At 26.1% G+C, this 12859-nt stretch carries 20 protein-coding genes; all 20 read right to left on the minus strand.

The window, feature by feature from the left end; genetic code table 11:
• Positions 1 to 3: 3 nt before the first annotated feature.
• On the minus strand, positions 4 to 864 hold the full coding sequence (locus tag D3Z33_RS01755; RefSeq protein WP_160196074.1) for an AraC family transcriptional regulator: 861 nt from the start codon (positions 862 to 864) through the stop codon (positions 4 to 6).
• 119 nt (positions 865 to 983) lie between these two features.
• A complete protein-coding gene (locus D3Z33_RS01760) occupies positions 984 to 1154 on the minus strand; it encodes a hypothetical protein (protein ID WP_160196075.1) in 171 nt (56 codons plus the stop codon).
• A gap of 120 nt (positions 1155 to 1274) precedes the next feature.
• Complete coding sequence (locus tag D3Z33_RS01765) at positions 1275 to 1745, minus strand: NUDIX hydrolase (protein WP_160196076.1); 471 nt, start codon at positions 1743 to 1745, stop codon at positions 1275 to 1277.
• A 70-nt stretch (positions 1746 to 1815) separates the two neighbouring features.
• Positions 1816 to 2460 (minus strand): CatB-related O-acetyltransferase, encoded by a 645-nt coding sequence (locus tag D3Z33_RS01770; protein WP_160196077.1) that lies wholly within the window; start codon positions 2458 to 2460, stop codon positions 1816 to 1818.
• Positions 2461 to 2545: 85 nt separating this feature from the next.
• On the minus strand, positions 2546 to 3370 hold the full coding sequence (locus tag D3Z33_RS01775; RefSeq protein ID WP_160196078.1) for a class I SAM-dependent methyltransferase: 825 nt from the start codon (positions 3368 to 3370) through the stop codon (positions 2546 to 2548).
• A 20-nt stretch (positions 3371 to 3390) separates the two neighbouring features.
• Complete coding sequence (locus tag D3Z33_RS01780; RefSeq protein ID WP_160196079.1) at positions 3391 to 3888, minus strand: GNAT family N-acetyltransferase; 498 nt, start codon at positions 3886 to 3888, stop codon at positions 3391 to 3393.
• A gap of 21 nt (positions 3889 to 3909) precedes the next feature.
• A complete protein-coding gene (locus tag D3Z33_RS01785) occupies positions 3910 to 4818 on the minus strand; it encodes a metallophosphoesterase family protein (protein ID WP_160196080.1) in 909 nt (302 codons plus the stop codon).
• The gene (locus D3Z33_RS01790; RefSeq protein ID WP_160196081.1) at positions 4811 to 5470 is read right to left on the minus strand and encodes a Type 1 glutamine amidotransferase-like domain-containing protein; all 660 of its coding nucleotides are present in this window, start codon (positions 5468 to 5470) and stop codon (positions 4811 to 4813) included. The genes D3Z33_RS01785 and D3Z33_RS01790 overlap by 8 nt, the downstream gene beginning before the upstream one ends.
• Positions 5471 to 5484: 14 nt before the next feature.
• A complete protein-coding gene (locus D3Z33_RS01795; RefSeq protein WP_160196082.1) occupies positions 5485 to 5952 on the minus strand; it encodes a GNAT family N-acetyltransferase in 468 nt (155 codons plus the stop codon).
• A 33-nt stretch (positions 5953 to 5985) separates the two neighbouring features.
• On the minus strand, positions 5986 to 6453 hold the full coding sequence (locus D3Z33_RS01800; RefSeq protein WP_160196083.1) for a hypothetical protein: 468 nt from the start codon (positions 6451 to 6453) through the stop codon (positions 5986 to 5988).
• 69 nt (positions 6454 to 6522) lie between these two features.
• On the minus strand, positions 6523 to 7035 hold the full coding sequence (locus D3Z33_RS01805) for a GNAT family N-acetyltransferase (protein ID WP_160196084.1): 513 nt from the start codon (positions 7033 to 7035) through the stop codon (positions 6523 to 6525).
• A gap of 76 nt (positions 7036 to 7111) precedes the next feature.
• Positions 7112 to 7834: a TIM barrel protein gene (locus tag D3Z33_RS01810; RefSeq protein ID WP_201750394.1), complete on the minus strand. Its 723-nt coding sequence runs from the start codon at positions 7832 to 7834 to the stop codon at positions 7112 to 7114.
• A gap of 168 nt (positions 7835 to 8002) precedes the next feature.
• A complete protein-coding gene (locus D3Z33_RS01815; RefSeq protein ID WP_160196085.1) occupies positions 8003 to 8494 on the minus strand; it encodes a GNAT family N-acetyltransferase in 492 nt (163 codons plus the stop codon).
• Positions 8495 to 8532: 38 nt separating this feature from the next.
• Entirely contained in the window at positions 8533 to 8820 is a 288-nt protein-coding gene (locus D3Z33_RS01820; protein WP_243153387.1) for a hypothetical protein, read from the minus strand.
• 178 nt (positions 8821 to 8998) lie between these two features.
• Positions 8999 to 9184: a hypothetical protein gene (locus D3Z33_RS01825; RefSeq protein ID WP_160196087.1), complete on the minus strand. Its 186-nt coding sequence runs from the start codon at positions 9182 to 9184 to the stop codon at positions 8999 to 9001.
• Positions 9181 to 9717 (minus strand): GNAT family N-acetyltransferase, encoded by a 537-nt coding sequence (locus D3Z33_RS01830; RefSeq protein WP_160196088.1) that lies wholly within the window; start codon positions 9715 to 9717, stop codon positions 9181 to 9183. Before D3Z33_RS01830 ends, D3Z33_RS01825 begins: the two co-directional genes overlap by 4 nt.
• Before the next feature lies 1 nt (position 9718).
• A complete protein-coding gene (locus D3Z33_RS01835; protein WP_160196089.1) occupies positions 9719 to 10699 on the minus strand; it encodes a DUF4003 family protein in 981 nt (326 codons plus the stop codon).
• 73 nt (positions 10700 to 10772) lie between these two features.
• A complete protein-coding gene (locus D3Z33_RS01840) occupies positions 10773 to 11225 on the minus strand; it encodes an HIT family protein (RefSeq protein ID WP_160196090.1) in 453 nt (150 codons plus the stop codon).
• A gap of 109 nt (positions 11226 to 11334) precedes the next feature.
• Positions 11335 to 11853: a hypothetical protein gene (locus tag D3Z33_RS01845; protein WP_160196091.1), complete on the minus strand. Its 519-nt coding sequence runs from the start codon at positions 11851 to 11853 to the stop codon at positions 11335 to 11337.
• Positions 11854 to 11993: 140 nt separating this feature from the next.
• Entirely contained in the window at positions 11994 to 12647 is a 654-nt protein-coding gene (locus D3Z33_RS01850) for a CPBP family intramembrane glutamic endopeptidase (RefSeq protein ID WP_201750395.1), read from the minus strand.
• Positions 12648 to 12859 lie beyond the last annotated feature (212 nt).

A 12859-nucleotide genomic window follows, 5' to 3' on the forward strand; every position in this document is an offset into this window, starting at 1 on the left:
AATTTATTTTTTCTCAACAGGAATCCATATTTCACAAAAGCAATTTGATTTAAAATCTTCTGAATATAATTCAAAATCAGTATCATCAATCATAGTATACTCTGAGCTAGGAAGAAATTCTGAAAAAATTCTCTCCCATGTTGAACCTATACAATCTGCAGTTTCACCAATACATTTAAATACAGCCCATAATGTAGGTTTTACATCCCATATAGCATATCCATCAGGTATACTTTCACCATTGAACTCCATTCCGATACCATAATCAAAATATTTACTTTCTTTTGATATTGGTGCACAAACACCGTAAATATCATTATTAGTAGTATTTTGTTTTAAAGTATCAAATGTCCCATTGGCACCACATTCTTGCCAAAAATCTGGTATTTCAGTATTTCCCTCCTCTGAAATTGATTCATTTCTAAATTTTCTGACCTTAGCTAATAACTTAAATTCTTCTCGCTTCTCAATTCTGTAATCCATAATAGTACCACCTTCCAATTTAATTTTAATTACAAGGCGATTAAATGATTTTAACTTCGTACCTACACGTTTTGCCATACTTGGTGTAATGCCATGAAATCTTGTAAATGCCTTTGTAAAGCTTTCAGGTGAACTATACCTATATTTTAAAGCAATATCAATTACTTTTGAATTAGATAAGGAAAGTTCTTGACCAGCCATAGACAATCTTCTATTTCTAATATACTCATTAGATGTAATGCCAGTAACTAAACTAAATGTTCTATGAAAATGATAACTTGACATATAAATGTGTTTTGCAACATCTTCATAAGTAATTGATTCTAATAGATTATCTTCCATATAATCTATTGCCTTTTGTAAGTTTTGAAGAAAATCCATTTTCTCACCTCCTATATAAATTGTACTAAAGTGTAGCTATTATTTCCTATCTTCCCTTGCTTTTATCTGTCTTTATAAACTGTAGGATAAGAATTTTTATAATAAAGAATGTAAATATACTATTTTTTATACCTTCTGAATAGTTCAATAGAAGTCAATATACATACTATTAACATAAAAATACCGTTAAAATATCTTCTAGAGCTTATATTAAACACTCCAACAATAAGTGAAATAATTGCAGATATAATAAGTGATATTTTTCCTTGTTCTTTCTCTCCATTCTTCATAATAATTCTCCTTTTCATTTCTAATATAAATATTCTATTATCTCTAACTATAATTATTCTACATACCTTATTAAATTCATTTTTAAATAGAATATTAATATAGTTTCAAATAAAACTATACTAATATTCTCTATCTACAACATGTAAAACCTTATTATTAGATATTAAATTTTCATCTTTAAAAAACTCTGGATATACTTCATAATTCTTTATATCTTTAAGTGAAATCCATTCCAATTTTTCTTCAATACCATCTTCTGTTAGATTTTCATTAATCAAAAGATAATTATCTATTGGCTTCATATAATAATAAATGGATATTTCATGAAAATGCTCCCCAGTAGAGTCTAAGGTAAAGAAATTTTCATGAATATATCCCATTCTATCTATTTCAAATAATATTCCAGTCTCTTCATAGACTTCTCTTATTACTGCTTGTTCCATACTTTCATGTAAATTTACACGTCCACCAACAGAATAATAATAAGGCTCCCTATTACTTTTAACCATCAGTACTTTATTTTCATTAATAATAATTGCTCCAACACGATAATTAAACTTACCCTGTTCTGTTTTAAAAGTACAATCCATTATGAACTTTCACCATCTTTCTTATAAATATATGATTATTTTTTTAATTCTAACTAAATTATTCTAATTATTATATAAAAGTATATAAGCCATCTATATCATCACTACAAATATAAGGCAATGCTTCATTGATTTGTTCTATTTCCCAGTTCCACCATTTAATTTCTAATAGTTTTTCTATATCTGAAGCAGAAAATCTCTTTTTAATAACTTTACCAGGATTACCACCAACTATAGTATAAGGTTCTACATCCTTACTTACTACAGCTCTTGCTGCAATTATTGCTCCATCACCTATTTTTACTCCTGGCATAATAACTGCTTCTGTACCAATCCATACATCATTCCCTATAACTGTATCTCCTTTACGTCTAAATCCATCTTTAGCATTTGGAAATATTTCAGAATCAAAAGGATATACAGAAATCCATTTATTATTATGTCCTTGATTACCTGCAAGTAGAAAACTTGCACCTGAACCTATTGAACAAAATTTCCCTATTTCTAATTTATCAAATAAAAAATCTTCCCCATAAATTTCCTTATAATTTTTAGTGCTTCCATCTCCCAATAAATATCTTACACAAATATCTTCAAATTCTTCTTTATGATAATATCCAGAATAATATGTAAAATCTCCAATTTTAATGTTTGGATTCTTTATATTTCCCTTTAAATATTTACTACTTAACCAGTTTTTAAATTTATTTTCCACTTAAATCTACCTTTCCTAATTTTGTTTCCTTTTCTATTTAAAAGATTAATATTTCCTAAAAATACTATATTCAAAAAGATACTTGTTATTCTTTAATTCCTTTAGCAAGTAGAAATTCTCCATTATCAACCATTGTTCTTTTAGTATAGGTTTTAAGTTCAATATCAATTATAGTTTCTAATGCTTTTTTATCTTTACATATTTCTTCAATTGATTGCGCATTGCCACAACTAAAACATGGACTTCCTCCCAATATAATATTTTTAAAATCTCCATCTGTTAATAATTTTTCTAACTCCTTTCCTTCAAAAAAATGTCTAGGTGGATGAGTAATCTTTTCATGTTTAAGTAAATCGCCAGTCTCCATAACTTTATTTAATAACCAGTACTTCGGATTGCTAAAAAAGTCTAAATTTTGATTTCCCAATAACATTTTTAAAATTCCCCATTTATTATTAACACTTACTGCAAGTACACCTTTGTCTTTTAATACTCTATAAAATTCAGAAATAACCTTCTCTCTATCATCTATAATATATGAAAGTGGAGCACCATAGCAAATTATCATATCAAAACTTTCATTTTCAAAAGATGATAAATCTTTAATATCTCCTTGAAAAATTCCTTCAATATTGTGATTCACATTTTGTTCATTTATCTTTTTCTGAGCAATTCTAAGTTGTTCATCAGATATATCAAACAATGTTATTTTACATCCCATATTTGCAAATTCAATACTATATCTACCAGCTCCACAACCTGCATCAAGTATCTTAATACCTTCATGTAAATGTTCTTTTATAAAATCCATATGAAGTATAAAATTAATTCTGCTATATATATCTTCTTCTAATCTATTCCATTCTCGAATCCCATACTCGTTATAAAACTCTCTTATTTCATTATCCATACAGTACGCTCCTTATGATTTTAAAGTTTTAACTCATAATACTCCTCTTTTTCATCTTCTGATATTTTATAGAATCCTACAGATTTAAACAGTCTTTTTGAACGTTCATTATATTTATATATACCTTTTAATTTGATACATGATAATCCAATATCTTTTGCTCTTTCAATAAGGATATGTAATACTTTTTTTGCAATTCCCTTTCCCCAGTATTTTTTATTACCAATAACTATTGGCATCATTTTATCTGATAATGTTACATCACCAATAGGTATCCATGATCTCTCATGTAATATTTCTATAAAATACAACTCTCCATTATCACTTAAGTAAGTATACATTCTATTTATTATTTCTAAATCGTAAGTTTTTTCCCTTATACCTTCTGAGTAATATAATACTTCAGAATCCTCATACCAAGGCAAGGCATATTGCCACTCATTCTCACATGATTTCCTTAATCTTAACTTTTCATCTATATTTATAATATCGGGTTGTACAAAATTCTCTATTGCCATTTTAATCACTCTTTCATTTACTTAAGAATCTTCTATTATCTTGTCCCTCTTATTATTCCATTGCTGTTCTGTTATTCTCCAAACATCATTAGGAATGTATTTATAGCTTGAGTATCCTAATTTCTTTGCGTTTCTGTTAGCCATTTCTATAAATTCAATATTTCTATTTACCCCTTCCTTTAAACTCTGAACTACAATTCGTGACCAAATCCCACCCTTATGATATAAACCTTTCATTTGAAAATCTTTTTCTAATCTATCTATATCATATTTCACTTTATGATGTTCAACAGTCCATTCATCATTTGACCATGATAGGATTGAGAATTCTGCTGAAGTCTCCTTATTAAAATGTCCTCCAACTGATCCAGGATTTAAAACAAGTTTGCCATTTATAAATTTACTCCATTGTTGATGAGTATGACCACAGATTAATACTTTTTCATCTATATTATTTAGAATTTCTACAAGTCTATCCTCTTTGTGGGGATAAAGATGTTCGTAAATATCTTCTGTAGAACCATGAACTACTCTAATAGAGTCAAAATCTTGAATTTGTATTGTTTCTTGATCAGATAGTTTTCTTATAAACTCAATGTTATGAGATTCTAATTCATCTCTAGTCCAAACCATAGAGTCTAATTGTCTATATTTATTCCAATCAACAGTTGTATCATCAATAGTTCTAAATATGTACTCTTCTCTATTACCACGTATAATCCATCCCTTTAATTTAGATATCCTGTTAAGAACTTCATTAGGATGAGGACAATCACTAATATGATCACCTGCTATAATAAAATACTCAATTCCTTGATTCATTGAGTATTCAATCACCACTTCTAGTGCAGTCAAATTTCCATGAATATCTGATAGCACTGATATTTTCATTTTTTCACCTTCTTTAGTATTCCTATAATAATTAATCATCAATTTTTATTACATTGCCAATAACTTCTATATTATCACCATTATATATCAATCCAGATTCATCAGATATAGCATATATTATTTTATTTTTTTCTTTCAAGATTGGAAATTCATTTTTTAATGGACTTCCTTCATAATGTACTTCAATGTAAAAATCTGAGCTTGTCAAGCCAAGTCCTTTATAAAAACTAAATTCAGTGTAATCTTTATCAGGAGTGCAGAAATATTCAGGCAACTGAATCAATGCTCCGGCACTTGCACCCATTACTATACCTTTAAAAGATTTGATGATATCAACAAGCCCCTTTTCTCTTAGACGTTCCATTGCTTTATCAGGTAATCCTCCTGTCAAAAAAATGACATCAGAACTAGAAATCTTTCTTTTCATTACATTTAAATCATCGTTATAATAATGAACTATATCAATATTACTATCAGAAACTCCCAACTTGCTAAATTGTTCTGCAATTAATTCATAGTACTCTCCACCTTTATTACAATAGCGGTCATACTCTGAAACTGTAGGCATTTTTTGTTGTGAGTGTGAAAATGGTATAACCACTACTTTCATACTATCGTTAATATAATCTAATAGTTTTTCTCGTAATTCTCCCTCACCAAAATCATAAAAACTAGTCAATATATTAATCATTATTTACACCTCATTTATAGATTTTTTCTCATTTTTACAAAATCATATTTTCCTCCATTTGTCTCCTGTATGTAATCCTCTACTATATCAAACCCTATTTTTTGATATGTTTTTATTGCCCGTTTATTAAACTTTGCAACTGCTAACATCAAATAATCTCTAATATAATTGAAATGTTTTACTCCAAAATCTATGCCAGATATGACAAAGCTAGGGCCATACCCTTGTCCTGTAAATTCAGGTTTTAAACCAAAACCAATCCACATGATATTATTTTTAAAATAGTATGAATAAAATCCAATTAATTCTTTATTTTCATTTAAAACTGCAAATTTATACTTCCACTGTTTTGAATCTAAAAATTCTTCCAAATCTTCTTTATCTGCCGTCATATTGTAAAAAGAATAATCCCCTTTATATTTCCAGTTATATGAAATTTCATTTGCATATTTCTCATTCATTGGTATAAAATTATACTCCATAAAAAATCAACTCCTATATATAAATATTAATTGCTAAAATAAAAAATCTATAAAGAAAGAAATAATAAGACCAAATAGAATACTATAAAGAATCATTTCTAATTGAAATTTTAAAATAGCTTTTTTCTTTAAATATTCACTTTTAAAGTAAACGTAACCTTCTATATTGTCTATAAAGGGTGATGTTGCAGCTATATGTGTATATATGAACATTAAACCAGAAAAGAATAAAAATTTTAACATAAAAGAAAATTCTACCAAATTATATATAAATGGATATAAAACAATTGACATTAAAAACCCTCTTAAAATTTGAGCAGGCATAAAATATCGTGACACATGTAAACTTTCTTCTTTATTTGACATGTCTCTTAAAAAACTACAAAGTCTTTTTCGACTTTCATAAATATCTTTGCTAATTTTTAGAGCTATTACTCCTGCAATTAAATATGATAATACATGAGACAAGACAAAAAACAAGCTAAATTTTATATGTTCCATAATATCCCCCCAAATATTTAAATAGTATTCTAACCAGATTACTCTAACTATACCGTATTTTTCTTAATCCTATTTCTCATATTCACGATTTAACTCATAGTCTACAGTAGATTGTAGTACCCCCAGCTGGTCTTTCCATGAATCAATTCGTATGCCTTTCTTTTTAAAACCTATTTTCTCATATACATGCTGTGCTCTTGTATTATTAAGATTAGTATCTAATATAATTTTATTTACTTTCATATCTTCAAATAAATATTTTATCAACAGTTTTATAGCCTTTGTTCCATACCCTTTCTCTTGATAAGTAAAATCACATATTTTAATACCTATTTCAGCAATTTTATTTACTATTTTATAACTCATCTCACCAATTTCTTTATTATCAATTTCTATTATTAACCTTCTCGTATTATTAGTTTCATTACTTAAACTATCAATTAACTCATCAATATCAATGTTAAGTCCCTTTGGAAAACCAGCATGAGCCATTATTTTTCCATCATTCCACCATTTGCAAAGAATTTTAGCATCATTTTCATCTGCTTGTCTTATGACTAAATTTTCATTTTTTAGATACATATTAGGCCCCTTAAATAATTAATAGTTTTAAATAATATTTTTGATTAAAAGTTATTTTGTATTAATTGTTATAAATCTATAAATTAAAATATTCTTCTATTTTAACTTTTGAATTAATTATATCTTCTGAACTCTGCACTATTTCTAAGATTATCTTTCCATCAAATTCATTCAATATATTAGTGAAAATATAGCTATAATCAATATTACCTTGACCTATAGGTAGATGTTCATGAACTACCTTCATACGTCTATCTGCTACATGTAATATTTTAGGAATCTTTATTTCTATCATAGATTCAAGATGTTCATAATCATCTATATGAGCTATATCAAGAATAAATTCTAATTTAGGATTTTGTTTGAAAATAATTTCCATTTCATTTGTTGTATTAAATATAGGATCTAATCTACTGTTATTTTCCAAATATAAGGTGATATTTTCTTTTTCTAATTCTTCTAAAACAAATGTCACTTCATCTGATAGTTTATAGATTGTATTCCTATCTATTGTTTCACTTTCACATATTGGATGTATTATTAAATCATCATGTCCTAAATATTTTAATATTCGGACTAATTTGGGTACATGTTCCCTAAATTCATTTATATCTAAAACCGCATGAATTATTGTTGGAAAATTATACTTTTTAATAGTTTCTATTGGAGTTAAATCTTTATTTAATGCAATTCCATTTCTGTCATACCATAGCTGCATAAATTGAAATTTATTATCTTCAGCAAACTTTACTTCTTCTTTATAGGGATTAAAATATCTTGCTAAATATCCTATTCGCATAATTTCCCCTCCATGTAATTATTTAATTTTAAAATTATTATTTTTTATTTAATATATATAAATTCATATATTTCATTGTTACCTGAGAAATTGTATAGATAGTATTTTCCATTATATCTTCAACTACAAATTTCTTTACCATAATCTTTCATTTTTATTTAACTTATCCTATATTGTTTTTGCATATAATAAATTATCATAATAGTTCTTATTAAATTCTACAGCCTTACTAAGTAATCCTTCTTTTATATAATTATTTTTCATGGCTACCTTTTCACTTGCTTTATTTTTGGGATCCATTCTAATTTCAAGTCTCACTAAATTTAATGTATTAAAAGCAATTTTTTCTAATTCTTTTACTACTTCAGTAGCTATGCCAAATCCTGAGTAATTTCTATCTATAAAATATCCTATTTCACCTATATAGTCATATTCTTGATAAATTGTAATTCCACATCCTCCAACAACTTTACCTTTAAATATAATTGCATAATTATATTCTAAGTTATTTTCTCTTTTATATCTCCTTTTTTCTATCCATATACTTTCCATTTCAATTGAATCAGGTATAGTTGAATAATAATATGTAGAGTCAATATTATTTAGTATTTCATAAAAATCTTTAGCATCTTCTAGTTTTGGATATCTTAATTCTATCATTTTAGCCTCCTAATTAATGTTATTTAATAATATAACATTTATGGTCCCCATATTATAGTTCCTAAAATCCAATATGCAAAAGGGAGAAAAAATAATAATGTATTAAATATAATACTTAATTTTGCTAAATTATTAGAATGTCTTTTAAATGATATATTAGCTAAAATAATCCCTATAATTGAAGCTATTGGAGTTAACATTAAAGGTAATCCTTGATACCTTTGATAGGGGGTTATTTTAAAATACCAGTTTAAAATAAATAAAGTCATAATTAATGGTATAATAAAGGAAATAATACTAATTATATTTCCATGATTTTTTTGCAAATTATATACCTCCATAACATTTAAAAATTATTCTTTTATTTTAAAATATGTTTTCTAAAGAATTCTTTAGTCTCTTAATGAGGTAATTTAAGTAAAACTTCTTCTTTTATAAAAAATTTTATGTCATCAATTTCTTCATCCTGAGATTTGAAATCATCTTTATCACCAGAATAATCAACTAAAAACATAGTAGTTTGTTGTTTTTCAAAACCAATTTGTTCTTTTGTTTTACTACACCTTTACAAAAATCCCAATGTCCTTGCATTTTCTTAGGTTTATTTTTAGTATCCATTAAATTTATTTTATGAACTAACATATATTCATTATCTTGTTCTACAATTACACCAATTGCTTTTCTTATCATTGAACTTTCTCCTCTGCAATATTTGTCATTTGTATTTTTGCAATTTTTTTCTTCATAATAATAGCTGGTAAAATTTTATCTCCCCAATTTAGTTGAATTTCTTTAATATTTTTAAAGCCATTCCTACTCCAAAAATCAATTACATTCTTATCATAATTAGTTACTACATCTATTCTTATACAATTACTTTTAAATAATTTAACATATTTTTCTAAAGATTGATATATAGATTTACCAACTCCTTTATTTTTATATTTTTTATGTACCATTAATAATGATAAATAAGTTTCTTTACCTATCTTAAAATCTATTAATCCAATTATTTCATTAGTATTCTTTTTAATTATTTTACATGAATAAAAATTAGCTTTCTTCATTGTTTCTAACTCATTATCCATCCATTCATAAGTTACCGTACCAGTATTTAAATGATTCTTTAAAAAATCTATATTAGAATTATAAATTTCAACAATATCTTTTAAATCCTCTTTTTCTAATAAGTCTACATAAAAATCTTTGTTTTCAAAAATCATATTAATTACCTGCACTTGTAGCTGCTACTGTAGAAGCAGTTATTGCAGCAATCATTGTAGCTTGTTGAGCTGCAATAATAGCTTGAATTGAAACATTAAGAGTTGTATCAACAACCATGTCACCTGATTTCTCTTTAATATATTCACTAGTAATAATTGCTGAAGCCATTAGTAAATTCATACCTTTTCCTAACCATTTATATCTCTTTTGTTTTTTTAAATGAGTAGCAATTTCAACTAAATCAACCATTAATTCATTCTTATCACTGTCAATAAGACTTATTAATCCAATAGCAGGATAATAATCTGCATAAATTTTAAATTTATTTTTCTTCAAATAATTATATATATTCTCACATTTATCAACAGAATATCTGACATCTTTTTTACTGAATGCCATGACATGAGATAACATTTGTAACCCATTACTTTTACTAAATCCTCTACTATTAAGTTCTTGGTAATAATCTTCCAATATATCAGTATTATGATCTGTACTTGCAAGTAAAATAGAAAGAGCATAATCATCTCCACTAGTTAAAAATGGATGATTCTGCTTCATTTCCTTATATATCTGCATTGCTTTTTCACCATAAATAGATACATCATCACCTTCATAAACACTTAATAATGCATAGAGTGCTGTTGGCAAATAAGTAGAATTCTTAAATCCAATAGATTTTAAAATCTTCTCATTATCAATCATAAATTTAAACTGATCTTTAGGTGAATCTGAATTAGCGCATAATAAACCACTCATAGCAAACATCATGTGTCCTCTAAAAGGAGAAAACATACCTGTGTTACTTTTAATATAATCTTTGACTTCTTTAATCTGAATAGTATCCAGTTCCTTTTCCTTCATCGCATAAGTCAAGGCAACTAGATGTCTTGCCATATCATTTTCCCATTTAAATGATCCCCTTATATCTTCATAGCATTGAATCATCTTTTTGATTTTATATTCATATATTGATTTCATATTTACCTCCTAAATTTCATTACATATCCTGCTTATTATATTCCTACCATCAAAGTATACTTTATGCCTATTCTTATTTTATCAGCAACTGATTGATCTCCTTCTTTAAATCATCTACCATTATTTTAAGTTCATTATCATCTGGACGTTTTGAATCATCCCACATTTCCTCTCTTGGAAGCCACCATACTGGACCTTTTTGTGGAGTATCACAAGTTATCCTTGGAAATAGATGCCAATGAGCATGAGTATCTCCATTTCCAAGTAATTCATAGTTTATTTTTTCTGGCTTAAATACATTAAAAATAGCTTCTGCTACAATACTCATTTCTTCAAGATATTTCATTTTAAAATCTTTACTCAAATAATGCAATTCTGTTACATGTTGTTTGCATAAAAACAATGAATAACCTTTAAAGTGTTGATGGTCGCCCATTACAACATATCCTGTTTCTAATTCTATAACGAAATATGGATTTATGCCTTCTTTAATCATTTGAATTCTTTCACAAATTAAACATCCCATTTCTAATCCTCCTATTTTATATTTGTATATTATATAATAAATCCGTATATATTTATTGATTATGTAAATTGTTTTTATTTATAGTTTTAATAATAAATCTCTTCTTAAATTATTTTTCAATATCTAATATATTATCAATTTTCTCAATAATTTCATCATTTATATTTCCTTTTATATTGTAGTATTTAGAATTTATTTGAAGCACACTGTCTTTAGGTTTATCTTTTATTATGTATAGATGAATGATTTTTCCTGTATCAAAGTCACTGGTACTTATTGTTATTACATCAGAAGATTGAAATCTAACTCCATCTAATATAGCTGTAGTAGTTCTATTAAAAGTATGATTGTTTATAATATTTAATATATCATCTATATTTTCTTGACTTTCAATTTTCTTATTTTGAATCTTTGGTAAATGAATTCTCATATATGTAAATTTATAATCTTCTATAATATTTTTCTTGGGAAAATAGTATACAGTTAAACTTAAAATTATAAATACAATTAATAGTATACTAATTAATATTTTTTTGTTATTTTTTCTTATAATATTTATGATTAAATAGACGAGAATAATTATTAATATTGGTGTCATAGTATATACAGCAAAGTCAATAATTTTCAAAAAAACACCTCATTCTATGATTTTTGATTATTTTTCATCATTAAAATATTCTAATTTTAACAATTCATTATATGGATTCCCTTCTATATTCAAAGATTTAGTAACTATAATTTAATCTAATTTTTCAATTTCTCTTCATTCTAAGATATTTTAAAATGTTCACCATGCATAAAGTCTCTTCTTTGATTATAGATAATTCCTAATATCACAGCAACAATAAATTCTATAATATATAAAATAAATATTTTAACCCCTATGTCTAATCTTAAATATCCATCACTACCTATATATACTGCTAGACCAATACAAGCGTTATACCAAGCGTGTGCTACTACACATAAAGTTATATTTTCACTATACTTATATAACGTAGAAAAACTAAAACTTAATATAATCGTCATTATAATATACAAACTAAAGCTAATTTCACTTTGAACTGTTCCCTTTATCATCCACAATGGTAAATGCCATATAGCCCATATAATCCCTACAACTATAGTAGCAGGTATATACCTAATTACTCTTTCTAGTTTTGGTTGAAGATAACCTCTCCATCCTATTTCTTCAAATCCTCCACCTACTATCATAAGAGGTAAATTAATAAACATATATATAATTGAAACAGGATTTTCTATTCCAAGACCAAACCAAACCATAAAAAATCGCCATAAAATATATAATGAAAATATTAAGCCGACCTTCTTAGTAATATTCTTATTAAATATAAATTGTCTAAATGAAGTAAATGAAAATTCTTTAGGATATTTTTTATAAAGTATATAAAAACTCACCATAGGACCTAATGCTCCTAATAAATAGGGAATCCAAAACAATATTTCTCCGTACCAGAGTGTATTAAAAAATTTATTTCCTATTATAATCAGACCCCAAAATAACCATGTTATAGTAAATGTATATAGCAAAAACAATAATATTTTCTTTTCTGTTTTATTTTTCGTATTAATAATTATCCCCCCAATCTATATCCTATTTTCCAAATATACTC

This window comes from Senegalia massiliensis (genome assembly GCF_009911265.1).
Lineage (GTDB): Bacteria > Bacillota > Clostridia > Tissierellales > SIT17 > Anaeromonas > Anaeromonas massiliensis_A.

Excerpts from the sequence above, each read along its gene's own strand:
- D3Z33_RS01755 (WP_160196074.1), bottom strand. The coding sequence starts at position 864 with ATGGATTTTCTTCAAAACTTACAAAAGGCAATAGATTATATGGAAGAT.
- D3Z33_RS01760 (WP_160196075.1), bottom strand. The coding sequence starts at position 1,154 with ATGAAGAATGGAGAGAAAGAACAAGGAAAAATATCACTTATTATATCT.
- D3Z33_RS01765 (WP_160196076.1), bottom strand. The coding sequence starts at position 1,745 with ATGGATTGTACTTTTAAAACAGAACAGGGTAAGTTTAATTATCGTGTT.
- D3Z33_RS01775 (WP_160196078.1), bottom strand. The coding sequence starts at position 3,370 with ATGGATAATGAAATAAGAGAGTTTTATAACGAGTATGGGATTCGAGAA.
- D3Z33_RS01780 (WP_160196079.1), bottom strand. The coding sequence starts at position 3,888 with ATGGCAATAGAGAATTTTGTACAACCCGATATTATAAATATAGATGAA.
- D3Z33_RS01785 (WP_160196080.1), bottom strand. The coding sequence starts at position 4,818 with ATGATTAATTATTATAGGAATACTAAAGAAGGTGAAAAAATGAAAATA.
- D3Z33_RS01790 (WP_160196081.1), bottom strand. The coding sequence starts at position 5,470 with ATGATTAATATATTGACTAGTTTTTATGATTTTGGTGAGGGAGAATTA.
- D3Z33_RS01795 (WP_160196082.1), bottom strand. The coding sequence starts at position 5,952 with ATGGAGTATAATTTTATACCAATGAATGAGAAATATGCAAATGAAATT.
- D3Z33_RS01800 (WP_160196083.1), bottom strand. The coding sequence starts at position 6,453 with ATGGAACATATAAAATTTAGCTTGTTTTTTGTCTTGTCTCATGTATTA.
- D3Z33_RS01805 (WP_160196084.1), bottom strand. The coding sequence starts at position 7,035 with ATGTATCTAAAAAATGAAAATTTAGTCATAAGACAAGCAGATGAAAAT.
- D3Z33_RS01810 (WP_201750394.1), bottom strand. The coding sequence starts at position 7,834 with ATGCGAATAGGATATTTAGCAAGATATTTTAATCCCTATAAAGAAGAA.
- D3Z33_RS01815 (WP_160196085.1), bottom strand. The coding sequence starts at position 8,494 with ATGATAGAATTAAGATATCCAAAACTAGAAGATGCTAAAGATTTTTAT.
- D3Z33_RS01825 (WP_160196087.1), bottom strand. The coding sequence starts at position 9,184 with ATGATAAGAAAAGCAATTGGTGTAATTGTAGAACAAGATAATGAATAT.
- D3Z33_RS01830 (WP_160196088.1), bottom strand. The coding sequence starts at position 9,717 with ATGATTTTTGAAAACAAAGATTTTTATGTAGACTTATTAGAAAAAGAG.
- D3Z33_RS01835 (WP_160196089.1), bottom strand. The coding sequence starts at position 10,699 with ATGAAATCAATATATGAATATAAAATCAAAAAGATGATTCAATGCTAT.
- D3Z33_RS01840 (WP_160196090.1), bottom strand. The coding sequence starts at position 11,225 with ATGGGATGTTTAATTTGTGAAAGAATTCAAATGATTAAAGAAGGCATA.
- D3Z33_RS01850 (WP_201750395.1), bottom strand. The coding sequence starts at position 12,647 with ATGGTGAGTTTTTATATACTTTATAAAAAATATCCTAAAGAATTTTCA.